We start from the raw sequence: 21,861 nt of genomic DNA, 5'->3' as shown, positions 1-21,861 counted from the left end.
ACATGACGAAGACAGTCATCCTCGGCGTGATCGGGTCCGACGCTCACGTCGTCGGGATTACCATCCTGGAACAGGCGCTGGAGGCAGCTGGATTCGACGTCGTCAACCTGGGAGTCCAGAGTTCTCAGGAAGAGTTCGTCGAAGCCGCATCCGACAACGACGCCGAGGCTGTACTCGTCTCGTCGCTCTACGGCCACGCCAAACAGGACTGCGAGGGCTTCCACCAGCGGATCGCCGAGGCCGACCTCGACGTCACGACCTACATCGGCGGCAACCTCGCCGTCGGGCAGGACGATTTCGAGGAGACGCGGTCGTTCTTCCGGAAGCTGGGATTCGATCGGGTCTTCGACTCCGAGACCGATCCCGAAGACGCCATCGAGGCCCTGAAGGCCGATCTGGACATGCGCTCGACCGAGAGCGAACGGGAAGGCCAGACCGTCTCGGCCTGATCCGCGCCGGCGTTCGTCCCTATTTTCGCAGTGCGTCTCTCTCTCTACAGGATCCTTCTCGTGAAATCGCTGTTCCGAGCGGTACTCCTCGAGAGCGTTCAGCCCGTCGGCGTCGGCTCGCCGGTCATCGAACGATCGTCACCGGCACCGGCGACCGGCGGGCGACCGTCTCCGCGACGCTGCCGAGGAGAATCCGACTCGCGCCCGTCCGGCCGTGGCTCCCGACGACGATGTGGTCGACGTCGTGCTCGGCGGCGTAGTCGACGATCGACCGCGAGACGCCGCCGACGACGTGTTCCGTTTCGATTTCGACGCCGTGTTCGCCCGCCTGCTCCCGTGCCGTCTCGAGGATCCCTTCGGCCCGGTCCTCGTGGTGACCCTGTATCTCGTCGTAGTTCGCCATCGCGGTCCCTTCGATGCCGCTGACCGCGTAGAAGTCCCCCGGGTCGAGGACGTAGAGCGCAGTGATCGTCGCCTCCGGATACTCCGTGCAGGCGAACTCGAGGGCTTCGGTTGACTGCGTCGAATCGTCGACCGCGACGAGGACGTGTTTTGCCATGGGTACCGATACGCCGGCCGCCGGAATAAGTCCACCTCTCTTTCCGACGGACCGGGAGCTTACGCGGCGAGCACCCGCTCGACCGCCGCTCGAATGCTGTCCGGGCCGGGCCGATAGGATTCCTCGCGGGCCGGCAGTGGTACTGGCACGTCGTAACCCGTCACCCGCTCGATCGGTGCCTCGAGGTGCCAGACGGCCTCGTCGGCGATCCGTGCGGCGATTTCGCCGGCGAACCCGCCCGTCCGCGGGGCTTCGTGGACGACGACGCACCGCCCGGTCTTGCGGACCGACTCGAGCACTGTCTCGGTGTCCATCGGACTGATCGTCCGCAGGTCGATGATCTCGATCTCGGCGTCGAGATCGTTCACGGCGTCCTCGACGGCTCGGACCATCGCGCCCCACGCGATGACCGTCGCATCAGTTCCCCGTTCGACCGCGCGCGCCTCACCCAGTGGGACGAGCGTCTCGTCGGGAACTGGCCGCCGAGCCGCCCGATACAGCGGCATCGGTTCGAAAAAGAGCACCGGATCGGGACTGCGGATCGCCGACCGCAACAGGCCGGCCGCGTCCCGTGCGGTCGACGGAATCGCGACGTTGATACCTGGAATGTGAGCGTACCCCGCCTCGTAGCTCTCGGAGTGGTGCTCGAGGGCTTTCACTCCGAGCCCGTACGGCGCGCGGACGACCATCGGACACGTGATCTTGCCGCGGGACCGATGACGGATCCGCGAGAGGTGTTGCTGGATCTGTGCGAACGCCTGGAAGCTAAAGCCAGCGAACTGAATCTCGGCCACCGGCCGATAGCCCGCCGCCGCGAGGCCGACGCCGAGGCCGACGATACCGGCTTCGGCCACCGGCGCGTCGTGAACTCGCTCGGGAAACGAATCGAGGAGTCCCTGCGTCGCCCGGAACACGCCGCCGTCGACGCCGACGTCCTGCCCGTAGACGAGCACGTCGTCGTCCCGCTCCATCTCGGCGCGGAGCGTCTCCCGGATCGCCTCGACCATGTTCAGTCGATCCGCGCCCTCCTCGCCGCCATCGACCGCGTCCTCATGTCTCCCCTCGAGCGCGGACGATCCGCCGTCACCGCGGCTTCCCGCGACGGGAGCAACGGTGTAGCCCTCGTCCGCGACGAACGCCTCGCGCTGGCGCTCGAGGTACGGCGGCCGCTCCTCGTACGCGTAATCGAACATATCGACCTGATCCGCGTTCGACTTCGTCTCTCTGGCCGCCTCCAGCGACTCCTCGAGATCGGTTTCGATCTCGGCGTCGATCGACTCGACCGTCTCGTCGTCGAGGATCCCGCGCTCGCGGAGATACCGTTCGAACCGCAAAATCGGATCCAGCGGCTCCCACGATTCTTCCTCCTCGGCGGTGCGGTAGACGGACGGGTCGTCCGCCGTGGTGTGCATCTCCCGCCGGTAGGTCGTCGCCTCGATCAACGTCGGCACGCCGCGACGGGCGCGCTCGAGTGCCGCTTTCGTGACCGCATAGACGCCCAGAATATCGTTCCCGTCGACCTGAATCGGCTCGATGCCCGCGGCGACGGCCTTCTGTGCGAGGGTCGCGGCTCGCGTCTGTTTCGACAGCGGCGTCGAGATCGCGTACTGATTGTTCTGGCAGAAGAAGACCGTTTGCGCGTCGTAGACGCCGGCCAGGTTCATCGCCTCGTAGACTTCGCCCTCGCTCGTGGCACCGTCCCCGAAGTAGGTGAGCGCCACCGAATCGGTTTCCTTCATCGCCTCCGCCCAGCCGATCCCCGCCGCGTGCAGCGGCTGCGTCCCGACGGCGATCGAGGGCGGCATCATCGGAACGTCGTCGGGCGGTTCGCCGCCCTCCTCGAGCCCCATCGCGTACTCGATGATTTCTCGCGCGGAGCCCCCGCGGGCCAGCGCCGACGGATGCTCGCGGAACGCGGGCACCGTCCAGTCGTCTTCGTCCAGCGCCGCGGTGCTCCCGACCTGCGCCGCCTCCTGGCCCGTCGCGGGCGCGAACGTCCCGAGTTCTCCCCGTCGCTGGAGGGCGATAACCCGCCCGTCGAGTCGCCGCGATCGCTTCATCGTGCGATACCACTCGAGCAGGCGCTCGTCGGCGATATCCGGCTCGAGCGACTCGTCGACGCGGCCGTCCTGATCCAGTATCTCGACGCGATCGATCGAGAACGTGGCGACCTGTGAGCGTGGCATACGGCTCCTATCACGCTCGCCCACTTAGTGCCGCCCGCGGCTATCGCGGGTCCGGAAACAGCGCCCGCCGGTCGATTCGCCGTCGGCTCACGGCGCGGCCGCTCTCGGCTCGTAACGGGTTCAGAAAAATCGGCGTCGAACCGCTGCGGCGACTGCCCGCGTTACTTCGCTCGGCCCTGCCCGCCGTTGTTGGACGGTCGGACCTTCTCCGCACCCTTGCCGCGGGTGTTGAGTCCGCGGTTCGCCTTGCCGGCGTTGGTGAGGCCGCGGAACGCGCGGTTCGTGTGGTCGTCGCTACAGATCCAGTTGAGATCGTCGTCGTTCTCGATCGCGGGGTGGTTCGGATCGACGAGGATCGCTTCGAACCACTTCTGCGAGCCGTCTTCTCCGACCCAGTAGCTGGCGAGCACGCGCATGTTGGGGTACTTCCGGGAGACGCGCTCTTCACCGATGCGCTGGATGTTCTTGCGCCGCCCGATGCGGTTGACACCCTGGCGCTTCGAGCGCCGACCGGCTTTGTGTCGCTGCTTCCGGGCGGTCCCCTTCCGGACCGAGACCCGGGTCACGATGATGCCCTGTTTGGCCTTGTAGCCGAGTTCGCGTGCCTTGTCGAGGCGCGTCGGGCGATCGATTCGCTCGATCGCGCCCTGGTCGCGCCACTCCTGTTTGCGCTGCCACTGCAGCTCCCCGAGCTTCCCGTCGCCGGGGTCCTTCCATGCGTCCTTGATGTGGGAATAGAAGCTTTCTGCCATTGTATTCACCCGCGGGCGTTTGCTGGTTCAATCCCGACCGGGGCACATGCCCCGCGGATCACATCCCGACCTGTGACGTAGTGTCGTACAGGTGCCCGCTGATGCCCGCGAACCAGCGAGTCTACTCACTCTTCCCAACTCTCGAGTATAAGGGCTTCGAACTTCGGGGATATATCGAAGCGAACGGTCCGCTTTGGGCGATCGGCCGACTGACGCGCGTGGCTCGCTATCGCACCGGAGCGCGTTCGCGGACGCCGCTCGGCGTGATTCCGTTCACCGTCGCGAAGACGCCACCCAGCACCAGCCCGTAGACGAGGTGGCCGAAGCCGAACAGGAGCGCGCTGAACAGTTCCGCCGTGGTTCCCGCGATCGGCAGGAACGGCACCGGTAACGCCGCGACGCCGGCCCGCTCCATCGCCAGCGGGAACAGGACGCCGCCGGCGAAGAGCCCGAGGATCGCACCGAAAACGAGCCCCGCGATGACGTAGTCGCTGAAATCGTCCATCAGCTGTTGGACTGCGTTCCTCGAGGCGATGGCCGCGAACAGGAGCCCGAACGCGATACTCAGCATGAGGTGGATGGTCCAGCCGACGCCGACCGCCGTGCCGGGTTCCGTCGCGAGCCCGCCGAGCAGCTCGATCTGGTTCCCGCCGAAGTGAAGGACGAGTCCCATGGCGATTCCGGCGACCAGTCCACCGGTGACGCCGCCGCCCCAGACACCGACGCCGTCGAGACTATGCGTGCCAGTATCACTCATATGAGGGGGTACGACTTCGACTGTCATCAGTCCCACCATTGGAAATTTTCAGTGAGAGTCGAGCGGGCCGATAGGTCCACCGTCGCATCTGCCATCCGGTCGAGCCGTCTCCGCCCGTCACGGAACAACGCCCACTTTGATATATCATCATGGGATTCATGCATCGATTGTCGCCTGTTCCCGCCGAAGCGAGTGAATACGACTGCTGACTCTCGTCACGCTCGATCCGTGACCGAGGGAGTCGTAGAGCTGAATCTCCGCGCACACTGAGCAGCTAGGGGAGGTGAAAGCGGGTGATCCGAAACGGGGAGCCGTTTCGAGATGTCGAAGCTATCGCTCACCGAACGAGACAGAGACGATCGCTGTCGATGCAATTCTACCGGAATCGGTGCGTCTCTTTGCGGTCTCTCGAGACGGTGACCTCACACGTGAGCCCCGAGCGACTCGAACGATTCGTCCTCGATACCGCGAGCGAGCTCGTCGCTCTCGAGTTCGTCGGGGACGTGCTGGGGGTACTTCCGGCGGAAGTAGCCCACGATGTTCGTCAGATCACGGCGGAGGAACTCGCTCGCGTTCTCGTGATCCGTCGGGACGGCCTGGGGCCAGTCGAAGATCTTCACTCCCTCCTCGTTGACGAAGACGTTGTACTCGCTCATGTCCGCGTGGACGTACCCCTTCGCGTACGCGCGAGCCATTTCGGAGACCAGCAGTTCGAGGACGCCGAGCACCTGCTCGTCCTCGAGTCGGGTCTGGGAGAGCTCGACGCCGTCCATCTTCTCCATCACGATCGCGTGGCGGTTCTGGCCGATCGGCTGCGGCACCGCGACGTCGGGATAGAGCTCCTCGAGAATGTCGTGTTCGCGCTCGGCGGCCTTCCGCGCGGTGTACATCCAGGAGACGTGGTCGTTCTCGGCGGTGTAATCGCGCTCCTTGTGGATCTTCCGGAAGTTCGTATAGCCCTCGCGGTGATACTTCAGCGCCAGCGGTTTGTACGATTTGACCTCGTAGACGTCGCTTTCCTTGCCGACGCCCAGCGGCGAGCCGAACTCGGCGATCGTGTCCTGTTCGACGAGCGCTCGCAAGGCGAGGACGTCATAGCCCTCGAACTGGAGGGTGTACCCCTCGTACTGGATCGTCTTCTTCTCGACTAGCCCGCGTTTGAGACAGCGCTCGAGCCGGTAGTCGACCTCTTCTTCGGTCATGTTGGCGAACTTCGGGAGCTTCTCGCGTTGCACCCACTCGGAGAACCGCATCCCCTGTTCGACCCCCGAGAGGAGATAGAAGTCTTCCTCGTCGAGTTCCGGGAGCAATCCGGCGACGTTTCGCACCATAGGCGTGGATAGCCGGTGAGTACGTAAAAACGGCGTGACGAGAGATTTCACGGGACGTCGATCGAAGACGTCGCTTGTCGGCCATCTTGATACGACCCGTTCGACGTCTGTGGGTGCTGAATCCGTTATCATTCGGAATGGGCGGACGTTTCGCGTAAACTGTATTTCGGTATACACATTCCCTCGGTACGATGCACATTTTCGGAGGAAGGCTATTTTAGAGCGAGTCTCCGTCGATTCGTGGGTCCCCTCGCCACTTGAATACCGAGACCACCTCGATCGAAACTGTTCGTCGGAATCGTGGCTCCCCGTGAGGTTCACGCGTCAGCGCAAAACCAGCGGATTGAAGCAGATTGGTCGTGAAAGCCGCTCGCAGAACCTCTGCTCCGATGAGTGACCCAGATGACCCGCTAGCGGCCGACCGCTTGACCGACCTCCTCCACGACGGTGCCCGGGAGGACGTGGTGGCGCGTCTCGAGCGCCTCACAGCGGCCGATACTGGGGTTCGCAAACGCGCGCTACGGGCGGCTCGGAACGTGGCCGAAGACCGTCCGGTCGTTTTCGACGGACTTGCTGACCCGCTCGCGACGTTCCTCACCGACGACGATCGAGCGGTCACGCTAACGACCGCGAAACTGTTCGTCACGCTAGCCAAAGCGGACCCCACAGTTGTCCTGCCCGCGGTCGATTCGCTTGCCGAACGACTGGCCGACGACGAGGCGTTCTATTACGTTCGAGCGCGGTGTGCCGAGGCACTGGGGTACGTCGCGCTGGAATCCCCTGCAGACGTGAACGACCCTGAGATACTGGCGGACCTTCGGATCGGGCTGTCTTTCGACGAACCGGAAGTCAGAGAGAAATTGGCGAAGGCGCTAGCGTACGTGGCGCTGGGTGATCCGAGCCGACTTCGCCACCAGGTCTCGTCGCTGGCCGAACATCTCGAGGACGACGACGAACTCGTTCGGTATCACCTCTGTACGGCGCTGGTCGCGATCGGGTGTGAGAACCCGACGAAGCTCGCGGACGCATATGAGGCGCTCACGACGCGACTGGCGGACGAGAACCCGTACGTTCGTGGCCGCGCCGCGGAGGCACTCGGTCTGCTCGCGCGTGCCGAGCCAGAGGCGGTCTCCAGCGATGATCTACCGGAAAAAGAAGACTCGGAGGAATCGTTCGCGGTCGAACGGGTGCGCTTCGCTCGAGGAGCGATTGCAGGTAAAGGCTCACGCAAAAAGATACCCGGGGCCATCGGGACCGTCGAGGGGGTCCGTGACACGACCGAGGACGCGGTCGCGGCGCTCACCGCCCCGGACGGCGACGGAGAGTGTCCCCACTGCGGCCTTGCACTCCCTGAGAACGGCCCGCCGATGTGTCCGCGTTGCGGCGCGCCGTACTGACTAGACTTTTTAGGCCAGCCTAAGATTCGAAAGCACTTTAGTGGTTTAGGTGAGCCTAATCCGTATGTCGAGAGACGATACGCGGGACGAGGCACCGACGCGACGAGACTACATGAGGTACGGCGGGGCGATCGTCGGTGGGGGGCTGCTCGCCGGGTGTGCCGGACAGTCAGATTCCGGATCGACGCCGAGCGAGCCGGAGAGCTCGACCGAGGACGGGAGTTACACGGTCGAGATGTTCCCCGTCGACGAGGTAGAGTTCGAGGGCGTCCCGGAGTCCGTGACGACGTACAATATGGGCTGGGCGGACATGGTCGTCTCACTCGGCCAGGTGGACAAGCTTCAGACGAACCGACTTACTGCCCCAACGCTATTCTACGACCGTTTCGATATCGACTACGACAGGGACTGGCCCCCGCTGTGGCAGGATGGAGGGATGCCGAAGGAAATCTTCTACGAACACGACCCAGATGCCTTTCTCATCGACCCCAACCTGATCCAGGCGTGGGACGACAACTGGGACGAGTCCGACATCGAAGAGATAGAGACGACAGTCGCGCCGTTTTTCGGCTGTCACAACCGCCGAATCCGGGCCGACTGGCAGAAAGAGCAGGGCTACCCCGAGCGGGCACCGACGATGCCCGAGGCGTTCGAGACGGTCGGAACCGTGCTCGACGAACCGGCGCGGACCGAGGCCTGGCTCGACCTCCACGAGGAACTACAGGCCGAGCTACGGTCCAGGATTCCGGACGACGGCGAGACGCCGTCGGTCGGTCTGATCAATAGCGGGTCCGCACCTGATAAGGGCGAGTTCTACGCGCTCTATCTGGAGGATACCGGGTACGAGATGAAGCCGTACCGTGATCTCGGGGTGGTCGAAGCGGACGCCTTCGCGGGTGTCGAGACCGGCCAGTACGGGATGACGGACTACGAGACGATGCTCGAAGTGGACCCGGACATCATTCTGGTCCATTGGGGTATCACGACCGGGTCGGTGACCTTCGGCGGGGATGGTGCGTTCGACGCAGAACAGTTCCACGAAGAGTTCGTTACCCCCATGGAAAACGACGACATCGGTAGCCAGCTCACTGCGGTTCGGGAGGGACGCGTGCTTCCAGGGCCGACCGCAGAGCAGGGACCGCTCGTCAACGCGTTCCAGACCGAACTGACGGCGCGGCTGTTCTACCCCGAGGAGTTCGGCGAGCTTGATTTCGACGCACCGCTAGATGTGCCCGAAGAGAACCAATTGTTCGACCGCCAGCGAGTTGCGGACATCATCAACGGCGACATCTAATTATGAGTACGACGGAATCTCTCGAAGAACGGATCGAGTGCGACCACGACGTCGCCATCGTCGGCGGTGGCCCGGCGGGCTGTGCGGTCGGCGTGTTCACCGCCCGGTACGGCCTCGACACGGTCATCTTCGACCGTGGCCGCTCCTCGATCCAGCGGTGTGCCCACCTCGAGAATTACCTCGGATTCCCGGCGGGCGTCGACATCGAGACGCTGTACGGGTTGATGCACGACCACGCCGAGGAAGCCGGCTGCGAGATCGTCCCCGACCTCGTCGAATCGGTCGAGCGTGCTGACGACGGTCGACGGACGCCGGCCGCCGAGCCGACCGGAGCTACGGGGTCCGGTGACGGCGAGGGATTCGTCATCGAACGCCAAGAGGGCGACTCCGTCACTGCGCGACGAGTCGTCGCCGCGACGCGCTACGACGGCGAGTACATGCGCGGGCTCGACGACGACGCAGCGATGTTCGAGACCCACGAGCACGACGGCGAGACGCACGAGCATTTCGACGGTGAATACGCCGACCACGACGGTTCGACACCGGTCGAAGGACTGTACGTTGCTTCTCCCTCCATCGAGGACAGGCAGGCGTTGATAGCCGCCGGGCGAGGAGCGCGCGTCGGGCACCGGGTCATCGAAGACAGTCGCCGGGAACGCGGCTACCCCGAGGCCGTCGCCGATCATTACGACTGGATGCGCCAGGAGTCCGAACTCGACGACGAATGGAGTGACCGTGACCGCTGGCGCGAGTGGTTCGACGACCAACTCTCCGACGACCACGACATCGACGACGACCGGCGCGTGGAGTTGCGTGAACGGGATATCGACCGGTCGTTCGAGTCGTATCTCGCCGACGAGGTGATCGAGCAGCGTGCAGAGCGCGGCCAGAAACGACTGCTCGAGCACGTCGACGACGAACTCGTCCTCGAGGCGGCTCGCGAACTCGAAGCCGATCGACACGTGAGCGAGGCAGGGGACTGACGATGGCGAGTAAATCGGTCACCGAGACGGTAGCTACCACGCGCCGCGATCGCTGGCTCGGGTGGTTCGACGGCTCGATGTTCACGCTCATCGTGGGCAGCCTCGCCGTGATCGTCGGCGGGGCGCTCGTCCAGGTGAGCTTCGGCGCGTTCTCGATGACGATCCTCGAGGCCTGGCAGGCCGTGTTCAATCCGAACGTTCTCTTCAGCCTGCAAGCGTGGGACGCGTTCCTGTTCGGCGGCGAGCTTCCGGAAATGAACAAGCGCAGCCTCATCGTCTGGAACATCCGCCTGCCGCGGGTGTTCGTCGCTGCGCTCGTCGGGATGAACCTCGCCGTCTCTGGCGCGATCTTCCAGGCCGTCACCCGAAACGAACTGGCGAGTCCGTTCATCCTCGGCGTCTCCTCCGGGGCCGGGCTGATGATCCTGCTGACGCTCGTGGTCTTTTCGGGGTTGTCGGCGTTCCTGCCGCTGATCGCCGCCGTCGGGGGCGCGCTCGCGTTTCTGATCGTCTACGCCATCGCCTGGAAAAACGGCACCTCGCCCGTCCGGCTGGTATTGGCCGGCGTCATCGTCGGCACCGTCTTCGGCAGCTTGCAGACGGCGCTGTTCTTCTTCGCCGACGACATCGGCGTCGTCCAGTCCGCGATCGCCTGGACGACCGGATCGCTCACGGGGACCGACTGGGAGCAGGTCCGGATGGCGTTGCCGTGGACCGCCGTGGCGATGCTACTGGCGTTGCTTAGTTCCCGGCAGTTGAACGTCCTCCTGCTCGGTGAGAGCACCGCCAAGTCGCTGGGCATGAGCGTCGAGAAGGTACGATTCGCGCTCTCCGGGGTAGCGGTGCTCGCGGCAGCGGCGAGCATCGCGGTGGCGGGTATCGTGGGCTTCGTCGGGTTGATCGTCCCACACATGGTGCGCAACATCGTCGGCAGCGACTACCGGAAGCTCGTCATCGGTTGTATGTTCGCCGGCCCGGCGCTCATGGTCGGGGCGGACGTCGGGGCACGGCTCGGGATGAGCGTGCTCACCGGTGCGGACTCGCAGATCCCCGTCGGTATCGTCACGGGACTCGTCGGCGGACCCTACTTCCTCTACCTGATGCGCAAGCAAGACAAGATGGGTGAAATCTAATGGCACGACACACGAACGTGGATCCACGAACGAACGGGGACGACGTTACCGAGAACGAGTCGACATCACGGACCCGCTCGCGGGGGAGTGATAGTGAGGATGCCCCACTTTCGGGTGAAGATCTGGTGTTGGAATATCCGAGCAGCGACGAGCCGGTCGTCGACGGCGAGACGCTGGTCGCCGAACCCGGTGCCGTCACGGCGCTCGTCGGCCCGAACGGCTCGGGCAAGAGCACGCTGTTGAAGGGACTCGCCGACCAGCTCGAACCGGAAGCCGGCTCCGTACTGGTCGACGGGCAGTCGATCCGGTCGTTGGATCGAAAGAAACTCGCCCGGAAGCTCGGCCTGCTCTCTCAAGAGAGCACCTCGCCGGATAGCATCACAGTCGAGGATCTGGTGTATCACGGCCGGTATCCCCATCGCGGCTTCTTCGAGAGCGTCACCGACGAGGACGAGCAAGCGGTCGAGCGCGCCATCGAACAGGCCGGCTGCGGCCATCTGCGCGACCGCGAAGTCGGCAGTCTCAGCGGCGGGCAGAAACAGCTGGCGTGGATCGCGATGGTGCTCGCTCAGGAGACGGACGTGCTGTTGCTCGACGAACCGACGACCTTCCTCGATCTGCACCACCAGCTGGAGGTGATGGAGATCATCGAGACGCTGCGCGACCAGAGCGACATCACGGTCGTGGTCGTGCTCCACGACCTCCAGCAGGCAGCGCGACTCGCCGACCGGGTGATCGCGCTCAAAGACGGCGAGATCCGGGCCCGCGGGACGCCCGCGGACGTCGTCACCGAAGAGTTGCTCGCGGCGGTGTTCGAGATCGACGCCGAGGTGGAACTCACGCCCCGCGGACCCCGGATCGAACCGCTCCGTGCTCGACACGACGACGAGACGAAGGGAGACGGTGAGGCACCCAATCACCCCGAAGGCGTGGAGGCGGAGTAGTGGCGGACGACGGGTTCGAGACGGAGCTGGACGCCTACCGCGAACGGGTCGACAAGCCACTGTGGCGACTCTTCCGGGCGTACGCTCCGGGAAAGGCCGCGTGGCTCGCGGTCGGGCTACTCACGAGCGTCCTCGCGTACGGGACAGTGCTCGTGACCCCCATCGTGTTGGGGACGACCATCGATGCGGTGTTCGCCCAGGAGAGCGCGTACGCGCTGCCGCTCGTGCCCGAGGCGTGGCTGCCAGACGAGCGAACGGCGCAGTTCCGGTTCTCGACGGCGGTCGTCGGCGGGGCGTTGCTCGGCGGCGCGTTCTTGCAGTGGGTGCGCGGGGTAGCGATTAACTTCTTCGCCCACGGCGTGATGTACGCGATCCGCGTCGACGCCTACGAGAAGATGCAGCGCCTGGACATGACCTTCTTCGACAACAAGGAGACCGGCGAGGTGATGTCCATCCTGAACAATGACACCGGTAACCTCGAGGTGTTCTTCGACAACGCGCTCGGCGATTCGGTGCGGATCGGCGTCATCGTGACCGGCGTGACCTCGGCGTTGCTGTACACGAACGCTCAGCTCGCGCTGGTGACGCTCGGGGCGGTGCCGCTGCTCGTCGGGTTCACGTGGTGGTTCATGCGGGCGATCGAACCGCGCTACACTCGCCACCGCGAGACCATCGGCGATCTGAATACCCGCATCGAAAACGGTCTCAGCGGCATCGAACTCGTCAAGACAACGAGCACCGAGGACTACGAGAACGACCGCGTCCGGACGGTGTCCAGAGAGGTCTTCGACGCTAACATGGACGTGCTGAAGCTGAGTTACTTCTACCGGCCGGGGATGGAGCTCATCACCGGGGCGGCGTTGCTCGCGACGTTCGTTCTCGGCGGGTTGTGGGTGTTCTCCGGACCGCCCCTGTTCTTCTCTGGGGAGCTGACGACCGGCGACTTCGTCGTGTTCATGCTGCTCACCCAGCGGCTGACGGGCCCGATGGCCCAGCTGTCGAGCATCGTCGACTGGTACGAGAACGCGAAGGCGTCGGGCAAGCGCATCTGCGGGCTGATGAATGTCCCCACCCGGATCGACGACGCGCCGAACGCCATCGCGCTGGACGACGTCGACGGACGGGTCGCGTACGACGACGTGACCTTCGCGTACGACAGTGGTGAAACGGTGATCAGCGGGGTCGACATCGACGCCGAGCCGGGCGAGACGGTCGCCATTGTCGGCCCGACCGGGGCTGGGAAGTCGACGGTCGCGAAGCTTCTCCTGCGCCTGTACGACGTAACGGACGGAGCAGTCCGGGTCGACGGCCACGACGTGCGCGATGTGCAACTCGCGAACCTACGCTCCTCGATCGGCTACGTGAGCCAGGACACGTTCCTGTTTGACGGGACCGTCGCGGCAAACATCCGTTATGGCCGGTTCGACGCCGACCGCGAAGACGTGGTCGCGGCTGCGGAGGCGGCTGAAGCACACGGTTTCATTCGGAACCTTTCGGACGGGTACGACACCCGCGTCGGTGAACGCGGTGTGAAACTCTCGGGCGGCCAGCGCCAGCGCATCGCTATCGCTCGGACGGTGTTGCAGGACCCCGAAATTCTGTTGCTCGACGAGGCGACAAGCGCGGTGGACACGGAGACGGAGTATCTCATCCAGCGGTCGCTGGACCGGCTGGCGGCCGACCGAACGACGCTGGTGATCGCTCACCGGCTCTCGACGATCAAGGACGCCGACACGATTGTCGTTCTGGACGAGGGGCGGGTCGTCGAGCGCGGCACCCACGAGGAGCTGCTCGCGGCCGACGGGCTGTACGCGAACCTCTGGGGCGTACAGGCCGGGGAGATCGAATCGCTGCCGGAGGACTTTCTCTCCCGGACGAATCGTTCCCCGGTCGGACACTGATTTTGGCTGGCCTAAAAATCGGAACTACTATATTATTTTAGGCCAGCCTAAAAATATGGCCAACGACGCCACGGAACTCGAGACACCGACACGCAGAGACACGATCAAGTACGGCGGCGCAGTCGTCACCGGGAGTCTGCTCGCGGGATGTGCAGGCGATAGCGGCAGTGACGCCACCCCGGCGTCCGAAGGTACGGAGACAGAGAACACGACCGAGGACACCAGTTATTCGGTGACGATGTCGCCCGTCGGGACGGTCGACTTCAAGCGTCCGCCCGAAAGGGCGACGGTATACGATGCGACGTGGGCCGACATCCTCGTGGGCCTCGGGCACGGCGACGCTGTACTCTCGCTCGGCCATCCAGAAAATTATTACGCCGGCTATTACGACCAGCTCGACAGCGTCTCCTTCGACACGAGCGATCTCGCACCGCTGTATAACGACGGGCTCGACAAGGAGCAGTTCTACGAACTCGATGCGGACGTCCACCACCTCGATCCCGTCAACATCGGGTATAGCGGCTGGTCGGGATGGTCGATGACGGACGTCGAAGAGATCGAAGAGAACATCGGACCGTTCTTTGCGAACCGGTTGAGCCGCGCCCACTCCGAACCGCCGGCTGAGTACGGCGATGATTACGAGTACTACACGCTCTGGGAACTCACCGAGAAACTCGGACAGGTATACCGCGAAGCCGAGCGTGCAGCCGAACTAAAAGCGATCCGTGACGACCTGGTCGCCGAAATCACGGACGACCTACCGTCCCGCTCCGACCGGCCTTCGGTCGGGCTTCTCGTGTTCTCTCCCGACCAAGAGGCGTTCTCGCCGTACAATATCAACGCGTCGGGCTACGGCAAGGCTCAGTACCGGCCGTTTGACGTCAAGGACGCCTTCGCGGACAGCGACAAGACGTACGCGGAGAACTACGAGGGGAGCTACGACATCGAGGGGCTTCTCGAAGTCGACCCCGACGTGATCATTCACAACTGGGACATCGAGCCGACGGACCGGACCCGCGCGATGCGAGATTTCTTCGCCGACAACTCCGTCGCTCAAGAACTCACTGCCGTCCAAAACGACCGCGTCTACGTCGGCGGCACGCCCACTCAAGGTCCTGTTATGAACATCTTCCAGATCGAGATGACCGCGAAACAGTTGTTCCCCGAACAGTTCGGCGAATGGAACGGCGTCGGCGAACACGGCTCATCGGAACGACTGTTCGACCGCGACCGACTGGCGACCACTATCACCGAAGGAAACTGAGATGAACGACAACAAGACGCGCATCGTACCGACACGTAGAGACTACATGAAGTACGGCGGCGCAGTCATTGGCGGGGGACTGCTCGCCGGGTGTACCGGCGATAGCGACGACACCTCGAGCGAGGCTACGTCAACGAGCGAGGAGTCGACGGCCTCCGAAGACACCTCGTCCTCGGTGACGATGGAGCCGATGGGTGCCGTCGAATTCGAGGAGGCACCGGAGACGTGGTCGGCCTTCCTCAGCACGTACGGCGACATGGGAATCGCGCTGGGCAAGGCCGACGGTCTCCGTGGGCTGTGGGATCCCGAAACCATGCCGACGGCGTTCTACGACGCGCTACCAGGCGTAGACGTCTCCTTCGAGGATGTTACCCCGATCGCCGTAGACGGGGAGTTCGACAAGGAAATCTTCTACGAGTTGGACTGCGATGTCCATCTGATCGACCCGAACTGGCTGGGCGTCCTGAACGACGACTGGTCCGACGACGACGCCGAAGAGGTCGCAGCGAACGTCGGGCCGTTCCTCGGCAACTACAGCCGCCGACGCGGCGACGAGTGGCACGACTACCGGTACTATTCGCTGTACGAGGCCTTCGAGATCGTCGCGGACGCGTTCGACGAGGGCGACCGGTACGAGGCGATCGCGTCGGTCCACGAGGACGCACAGCAGGCCATCGACGAGTCGCTGCCACCGACAGAGGAACGGCCGACGGTCGGGTTGGTGTCAGTCAACTCTGACTTCGAGAACGGGTCGTTCTACGTCTACCCGGTTCAGGAGGGGAACAACCACAAACAGTACCGCGATCTCGAGATGCGCGGGGCCTTCGACGACCACCTCGAAAAGAGCTGGGGCGAGTGGGATTACGAACAGCTACTCGAGGTCGACCCCGATGCGATCGTGTTCCAGTACGGCTTCACGCACGTATCGGGCGAGGAGTTCGAGTCCCGGTTGGAAACCATGCGTGAGGATCCGATCGGTAGCCAACTCTCGGCCGTACAAAATGATCGGCTCTACCGTGGCGGGGGTTCCTACCAAGGACCGATCGGTAACCTCTTCCAGACCGAGGCAGCTGCAAGACAGTTCTACCCCGGGGAATTCGGCGAGTGGAGCGGAATAGAGACGCTGGCCGACGAGTCACTCACGCTGTTCGACCGCCAGCGTGTTGCGGACATCATCAACGGAGACCTCTCACCATGAGCGACAACGACACCACGACAGGACCGACGCGCAGGCAGACGATCAAGTACGGCGGCGCAGTCGCGGCCGGCGGCCTGCTCGGCGGCTGTACGGAACTCGAGGAACCGGACTCGAGCGAAGAGTCAGCCACAGCAGGATCGTATTCGGTCTCGATGGAACCGATGGGCGAAGTGACATTCGAGTCGGTTCCGGAGACGTGGGTTCCGTACGGTGGCGATTACGCCGATATGGGTGTCGCATTGGGACGCGCTGAGGGGATGGTCGGTATCGGTCAGGCTGGTGAGTACTACACGGACGTCTACGACGAGTTACCGGGAGTGAGCCTCGATCGCGAGCGCATCGCGTCGAACGACTTGGTCGAGGCCGAGATGTCCAAGGAACTGTTCTACGAGATGGACAGTGACGTCCACGTCATCGATACCGGGATGCTGAGCAACTGGTTCGATTGGAGCCGGTCGGATATCGAAGAGATCAGCGAGAACGTCGCACCGTTCCTCGGGAACATGATCTTCAGGCGGTCGGACAGCTGGCACGATTATCGGTATTACAGCCTCTATCAGGCGTTCGAAACGATGGCTGAGGTGTTCCAAGAGCGGGAACGCTACGAGGCTTTCAAACAACTCCACGACGAATTCGTTGCGAACATTCAATCCCGGATGCCGCCTGCGGACGATCGGCCGAGCGTATTCCTCACGTACGAGGGAACCGATGAGCCGGAGACGTTTTCGCCGTACCGGCTCACCGACAAGGGGACGAGCAAGAAACAGTGGAACGATCTCGGCGTTGGCGATGCGCTCGCCGGAACCAGCATCGAGAACCTCAGCACCGAAAACCGGACCGAACTCGACTACGAGAACCTCCTCGAAATCGATCCGGACGTTCTCCTGATCCGTGGCCACGAAGGGAAGTCTGCCTCGGAGTTCCGCGACACCGTTCTCGCCTATATGCGGGATCATCCCATCGGGAGTGAACTGACGGCCGTGCAGAACGGCCGCGTTTACCGAGGTGGGTATCTCCGTCAAGGTCCGATTCACAACCTCTTCCTGACCGAACGGGCGGCAAAACAGATCTATCCGGACACGTTCGGCGACGTGACCGACGACGACGAATTGTTCGACCGACAGCGCGTTGCAGACATCATCAACGGAGATCACTGACCATGAGTGATAACGATCCCAACACAACCGAGGCACCAACGCGGCGCGAGTACGTGAAATACGGTGGGGCGGTCGTCGGCGGGGGACTACTGGCGGGATGTGCGGGCCAGTCCGACTCGCGATCGACTCCAGAGTCGACGAACGACGAGACCGAGACGGTGACGATGTCGCCGGTCGGTACCGTCGAGTTCGACGAGGTTCCCGAGCGCATCTTCACACGGCTCTCACATCACGCCGGCATGGCGTTCGCACTCGGCCGCGGTGACGACGTCACCGCGCTCAACGGTCCGGCGTACTACGACGCGACGTGGAGCCAGTTCACCGAACGGCTTCCCGGCGTCTCCGTGGACTGGTCGGACGTATACGCATCGTGGGAGCCCAGCAAGGAGCAACTCTACGAACTCGACAGCGACGTCCACTTGGCCGACCCCGCGTGGGTGGTCCAACTCGACCAGTGGGACACGGACGACATCGAAGAAGTCAACGAGAACGTCGCGCCGTGGTTCGGGAATTCGTTGAGTGATAGACACCAGAAGCCGACCGGCGAGTGGAGCGGCGAGTACGAGTATTACAGCCTGTGGGAGCAGTTCGAGAAGGTCGCACAAGTGTTCCGGGAGGAGGAGCGGTACGACGCCCTGGCCAGCATCCACGCCGATATCATCGCGACGATCGAGAGCAGCCTCCCGCCGGAGGACGAGCGCCCCTCCGTGGCGATGATCACGGCCGGCGACGTCGAAAAACAGATGTGGGCGTACACGGTGGACAATCCGGGGTTCCTGACGGCACATACCCGTCCGCTACGACCCCGGAATCCGTTCGGGAGTTCGTTCGAATCCGGCTCGACCATCGATTTCGAAGCGCTACTCGAGGCCGATCCGGACGTGATCCTGTTCCTCGGCGGGATGCAGCCGGACGTGAGTATGACCGATCTCCGGTCGACGCTCGAGTCCCACGGCGTCGCCTCGGAGATCACCGCGGTGAGAGACGATCGCGTCTTCCCGCAGGGCGCACGCTATCAGGGCCCGATTCTGAACCTCTTCCAGCTCGAGATGAGTGCAAAGCAGTTCTACCCCGAGCAGTTCGGCGGATGGCCCACGTCCGACGGCGGCCCGTACCCCGAGATTGCAGCGGACGAACAGCTGTTCGACCGCCAGCGGGTTGCGGACATCATCAACGGGGACTTCTGAGGATGCACGACGAAGGATCCCGTTCGCGCGAGGCGGACACCGAGCCGACGTCGATCCAGTCGAATCCATCGTCAACGGAACAAAGTGGATCTCGTATGCTGGCCCGGACGTGGGTTATCGCGGCGCAGTACAACGACCCGGCGGACTACGGTATCCCGACGCTTCCGCCGTGGACCGTCACTCGGACGGACCGTGGTGGTATCGCACTGGCGGCGAACGCCGATTCCGACCCGTTCGTTCGGGCGGAACAGCCGATGACGGTCCGACGATAGCGATACACGACGATGGCCGACGGAAACGCCACGGAACCTGCGAATTACGCGATGGAACTGTTGAAATCGCCGTGAGCGCTCGTTGGAGCGACGAGCGGAGCGCCCCACCGCGGCTCGAATCGGATCCGCTCAGATCTCCAGCGTGTAAACACGAGTCGGGTAGGAATCGCCACCGAGGTCGTAGCTGCTGGTGTCCGTCTTCTCGAAGCCTCGAGCCTCGTAAAACCGCTTCCCGACGTCGTTGTCGGCCAGGACCTCGAGTCGGAGCCGTTCGATCGAATCCGGGAGCGCCTCGATGCCGGCCTCGAGAAGCGCGGTTCCGATTCCGCGTCCCCAGCGGTCCGGGGCGACGTATATCGCTTTCAGCTCGCCCTCGTTCGGTCCCACGAACGCCTTGGTCGCGGACGACCCCCATCGGACGTCCGCGAACCCGCGAACGGTGTCGCTGGTATCGACCGCGACCAGCACTCCGTCCGAGTTCTCGCGAAGCCTCTCGACCCACTTATCGATCTCGTCGTCGCTCGGATCGACGGATCGGGCCTGCAACACCTCCGCCGGGAGCAGTCCGTCGTAGGCATTACGCCACGCCAAACCGTGCGCCCTGATGATCCCTCGAACGTCCGCTCGCGATTCCAGTGATCGAACGTTCATCTGTTATTACAACACCATCGCAACGAAAATAATATTCGGAAGGTTGTGTGATTCATTTGTAAACACTGACCGCGATGGTCGGTCGGCGATCACGAACGTCGTCGCTTCGCTGAACTGACCGAAGACCGCCCGAGAGCCGTCCCGTCGGAACCCATAACTCGCTCGCCGCTGTCCGTCCGCGTATGAGCGACCTCGCCGATCGGGACTGGCGGCTGATCCGGGACGAGCCCCGCGACGGAGCGACGCAGATGGCACTCGAGGAAGTCGCCGCGCGAACGGCGCTCGAGGACGACGTTCGAACCGTCCGTACGTACTCGTGGGAGCCGAGCACGCTCTCGCTGGGGTATCGACAGGACGCCGATACCGTCGACTGGGAGTTTTGCGAACGGGAGGGGATCGACGTTACCCGGCGGCAGACCGGCGGCGGCGGGATCTATCACGACCGCTACGCCGACATTTCCTACACCATCGTCGCCCCGGCCGACGAGGTCCCGGGGGACCTGATGGGCTGTTACGAGCTGTTCTGCGAGCCGATCCTCGAGGCGTTCGACCGGCTGGGCGTCGACGCCGCTTTCGCGTCGGCCGAGCAGGGCGCGATCTACCAGCCCTCGTGCTATCTGCGGGACATCAACCCGGCCCACGACATCGTCGCGCCCGCGACTGCGGGCGACGAGGCCAAGAAAATCAGCGGCAACGCGCAGTACCGACAGCGGGACGTCGTCATCCAGCACGGGTCGATCAGTTACGCCCTCGAGCCCCGGAAACACGCCGGCGTTTTCGACGCGGACATCGACGAGTCGACCTTCGTCGATCGAGTGACCAGCATCCGCGACGAGGCGGGGATCGACCGCGAGGAGGCGGTCGAGACGATCGCGGGAGCGCTTCGAGATTGGTCGGACGCCCGGGAATCGACGTGGCGGGACGGCGAACTCGAGGCCGCTCGCGCCCTCGTCGACCGGAAGTTCGCCACCGACGCGTGGGTTCAGGATCGGGAGGTACTCGAGGCGGGCGAACAGTGACTTGGTCGACCGATTCCCGTCGGCTCGTACCCGTTCGAGTGTCCACTGCGGTGGCGCGTGCTGAGCGACGGTTCGTCGCAGACGGACCGTCGCTCGAACGCGCGCGAGGGACGAGGGAGCGAAGCGACCGAGTCGGCTGGGGAGGGCGTGGTTTTCCTCGTTGCCAGCGGTAGATGTCCCGATTGTCTCACTGACGGTTTGACGGATACGGTCGGCTTCCGTTCTTGCTGGCAACAGGGAGTAGCCGCTCCCTCCCCAGCCGACTCGCTCGCTCCCGCGGTCGCTCGCTCGCCCCTCGCACGAGTTCGCGCTGCGGTTCACTCGTCGACTCACGGGTCGCTTCGCTCCCCGTTCCTCTCTCGAGGCGCTCCTACCCGTCGCGCCTCGCATTCACCGCAGCACGGCGCGCGCCACCGCATCGCATACGAGACAACCGTACTATGCGAACGCGGGTCGCTCCGAAGTACCTATCACGAACCGGTACTGACGAGTGGCCATGAAGGTCGGCGCACACGTTTCGATCTCCGGTTCGCGCGTCTCGTCCGACGAGGAAACACCGCCGTACGACGACATCCGTAACGCGGTCCACCGGCAAACCGCGTTCGGCGGGAACTGCGGACAGGTGTTCACCACCTCGCCGCAGGTCTGGGCACAGCCCGAGATCAGCGACGAGGCCGCGGAGGGCTTTCGAGCGGAGAGCGACGAGCGACTCGAGGGGCCGTGGGTGATCCACTCCGCCTACCTCGTGAACCTCTGTACGCCCAAGGACGACCTCCGACGGAAGTCCAAAGAGAGCATGCAAGCCGAACTCGACGCCGCGGAACGGCTCGGGATTCCGTACGTAAACGTCCACCTCGGCGCCCATACCGGCGCCGGCGTCGAAGGCGGCCTCGACAACGCCGCGAGCCTCATCGACGACCTCGAGGTTCCCGACGACGTGCGGATCCTCATCGAGTCGGACGCCGGCAGCGGCACGAAACTCGGCGGCGAGTTCGAACACCTCGCCGGGATCATCGACCGCACGGACACGGACATCGGCATCTGTATCGACACCGCGCACACGCTCGTCGCGGGCAACGACCTCACGACGCCCGAGGCGGTCGACGAGACCGTCGGTCGCTTCGACGACGAAGTCGGCCTCGAGTACCTCGAGTACATCCACCTCAACGACTCGAAGCACGACGTCGGCACTCACAAGGACGAACACGCCCACATCGGCGAGGGCTACATCGGCGAGGACGGCATGCAGGCGATCGTCAACCATCCCGACCTGCGTGACCTGCCCTTCGCCCTCGAGACGCCCACGGAGGACGGCCGCGGCTTCGCCTGGAACATCCAGAAAGTCACGGAGCTGCGGGACGACGGCTAACGCTGCGGACGTCTCGGGTCGAGAAACCGACCCGTTTTTACTCGAGACGCCGCTACCG

Annotated in this window: 20 protein-coding genes; 14 read left to right on the top strand and 6 right to left on the bottom strand. The window is 64.0% G+C overall.

Translation table 11 applies throughout. From position 1 onward, the window contains the following. Positions 1–2: 2 nt before the first annotated feature. Complete coding sequence (gene glmS / locus NDI89_RS02285) at positions 3–449, top strand: methylaspartate mutase subunit S (RefSeq protein WP_277519898.1); 447 nt, start codon at positions 3–5, stop codon at positions 447–449. A 124-nt stretch (positions 450–573) separates the two neighbouring features. Here the strand turns inward: glmS and NDI89_RS02280 are convergent, their stop codons facing one another. The 5 genes from NDI89_RS02280 to NDI89_RS02260 all read right to left on the bottom strand — a co-directional run bounded on the left by NDI89_RS02280 (position 574) and on the right by NDI89_RS02260 (position 6,034). Then, entirely contained in the window at positions 574–1,008 is a 435-nt protein-coding gene (locus NDI89_RS02280) for a universal stress protein (RefSeq protein WP_277519897.1), read from the bottom strand. A gap of 59 nt (positions 1,009–1,067) precedes the next feature. After that, complete coding sequence (pdhA, locus tag NDI89_RS02275; protein ID WP_277519896.1) at positions 1,068–3,194, bottom strand: pyruvate dehydrogenase (acetyl-transferring) E1 component subunit alpha; 2,127 nt, start codon at positions 3,192–3,194, stop codon at positions 1,068–1,070. 161 nt (positions 3,195–3,355) lie between these two features. Beyond that, entirely contained in the window at positions 3,356–3,946 is a 591-nt protein-coding gene (locus NDI89_RS02270) for a 50S ribosomal protein L15e (RefSeq protein WP_277519895.1), read from the bottom strand. A 226-nt stretch (positions 3,947–4,172) separates the two neighbouring features. Then, positions 4,173–4,703, bottom strand: a complete 531-nt coding sequence (locus NDI89_RS02265) for a hypothetical protein (RefSeq protein WP_277519894.1) — start codon at positions 4,701–4,703, stop codon at positions 4,173–4,175. 422 nt (positions 4,704–5,125) lie between these two features. Then, on the bottom strand, positions 5,126–6,034 hold the full coding sequence (locus tag NDI89_RS02260; protein WP_277519893.1) for a serine/threonine-protein kinase RIO2: 909 nt from the start codon (positions 6,032–6,034) through the stop codon (positions 5,126–5,128). 389 nt (positions 6,035–6,423) lie between these two features. On the opposite strand from NDI89_RS02260, the gene NDI89_RS02255 reads away from it, so the two are divergent. The 11 genes from NDI89_RS02255 (at position 6,424) to NDI89_RS02205 (ending at position 18,764) form a co-directional block, all read left to right on the top strand. Next, entirely contained in the window at positions 6,424–7,431 is a 1,008-nt protein-coding gene (locus tag NDI89_RS02255) for a sister chromatid cohesion protein PDS5 (RefSeq protein WP_277519892.1), read from the top strand. 64 nt (positions 7,432–7,495) lie between these two features. Beyond that, on the top strand, positions 7,496–8,725 hold the full coding sequence (locus NDI89_RS02250; protein ID WP_277519891.1) for an ABC transporter substrate-binding protein: 1,230 nt from the start codon (positions 7,496–7,498) through the stop codon (positions 8,723–8,725). Between the two features lie 2 nt (positions 8,726–8,727). Then, a complete protein-coding gene (locus NDI89_RS02245; protein ID WP_277519890.1) occupies positions 8,728–9,708 on the top strand; it encodes an NAD(P)/FAD-dependent oxidoreductase in 981 nt (326 codons plus the stop codon). A gap of 2 nt (positions 9,709–9,710) precedes the next feature. Continuing rightward, positions 9,711–10,841: a FecCD family ABC transporter permease gene (locus NDI89_RS02240; RefSeq protein WP_277519889.1), complete on the top strand. Its 1,131-nt coding sequence runs from the start codon at positions 9,711–9,713 to the stop codon at positions 10,839–10,841. Further along, positions 10,841–11,785 carry an ABC transporter ATP-binding protein gene (locus NDI89_RS02235; RefSeq protein ID WP_277519888.1) on the top strand — a complete coding sequence of 315 codons (945 nt, stop codon included), beginning with the start codon at positions 10,841–10,843 and terminating at the stop codon, positions 11,783–11,785. The genes NDI89_RS02240 and NDI89_RS02235 overlap by 1 nt, the downstream gene beginning before the upstream one ends. After that, positions 11,785–13,686, top strand: coding sequence for an ABC transporter ATP-binding protein (locus NDI89_RS02230; protein WP_277519887.1), 1,902 nt, complete (start codon positions 11,785–11,787; stop codon positions 13,684–13,686). Before NDI89_RS02235 ends, NDI89_RS02230 begins: the two co-directional genes overlap by 1 nt. 55 nt (positions 13,687–13,741) lie before the next feature. Beyond that, on the top strand, positions 13,742–14,950 hold the full coding sequence (locus NDI89_RS02225; protein ID WP_277519886.1) for an ABC transporter substrate-binding protein: 1,209 nt from the start codon (positions 13,742–13,744) through the stop codon (positions 14,948–14,950). A gap of 1 nt (position 14,951) precedes the next feature. Next, positions 14,952–16,148: an ABC transporter substrate-binding protein gene (locus NDI89_RS02220; protein ID WP_277519885.1), complete on the top strand. Its 1,197-nt coding sequence runs from the start codon at positions 14,952–14,954 to the stop codon at positions 16,146–16,148. After that, positions 16,145–17,305: an ABC transporter substrate-binding protein gene (locus tag NDI89_RS02215; protein ID WP_277519884.1), complete on the top strand. Its 1,161-nt coding sequence runs from the start codon at positions 16,145–16,147 to the stop codon at positions 17,303–17,305. The genes NDI89_RS02220 and NDI89_RS02215 overlap by 4 nt, the downstream gene beginning before the upstream one ends. 2 nt (positions 17,306–17,307) lie before the next feature. Further along, on the top strand, positions 17,308–18,492 hold the full coding sequence (locus NDI89_RS02210; RefSeq protein ID WP_277519883.1) for an ABC transporter substrate-binding protein: 1,185 nt from the start codon (positions 17,308–17,310) through the stop codon (positions 18,490–18,492). A 95-nt stretch (positions 18,493–18,587) separates the two neighbouring features. Next, positions 18,588–18,764 carry a hypothetical protein gene (locus NDI89_RS02205; protein WP_277519882.1) on the top strand — a complete coding sequence of 59 codons (177 nt, stop codon included), beginning with the start codon at positions 18,588–18,590 and terminating at the stop codon, positions 18,762–18,764. A gap of 129 nt (positions 18,765–18,893) precedes the next feature. Here NDI89_RS02205 and NDI89_RS02200 read toward each other — a convergent pair whose 3' ends face one another. Further along, on the bottom strand, positions 18,894–19,415 hold the full coding sequence (locus tag NDI89_RS02200; RefSeq protein ID WP_277519881.1) for a GNAT family N-acetyltransferase: 522 nt from the start codon (positions 19,413–19,415) through the stop codon (positions 18,894–18,896). A 182-nt stretch (positions 19,416–19,597) separates the two neighbouring features. On the opposite strand from NDI89_RS02200, the gene NDI89_RS02195 reads away from it, so the two are divergent. Continuing rightward, positions 19,598–20,434, top strand: a complete 837-nt coding sequence (locus NDI89_RS02195) for a lipoate--protein ligase family protein (RefSeq protein WP_277519880.1) — start codon at positions 19,598–19,600, stop codon at positions 20,432–20,434. A 496-nt stretch (positions 20,435–20,930) separates the two neighbouring features. Then, entirely contained in the window at positions 20,931–21,803 is an 873-nt protein-coding gene (locus tag NDI89_RS02190) for a deoxyribonuclease IV (RefSeq protein ID WP_277519879.1), read from the top strand. The last annotated feature ends 58 nt before the right edge of the window (positions 21,804–21,861 follow it).

Source organism: Natrinema salsiterrestre (assembly GCF_029502005.1).
Taxonomy (GTDB): domain Archaea; phylum Halobacteriota; class Halobacteria; order Halobacteriales; family Natrialbaceae; genus Natrinema; species Natrinema salsiterrestre.
The sequence above is the reverse complement of the archived record's forward strand: the minus strand, read 5'-3'. Positions and strand labels throughout refer to the sequence as shown.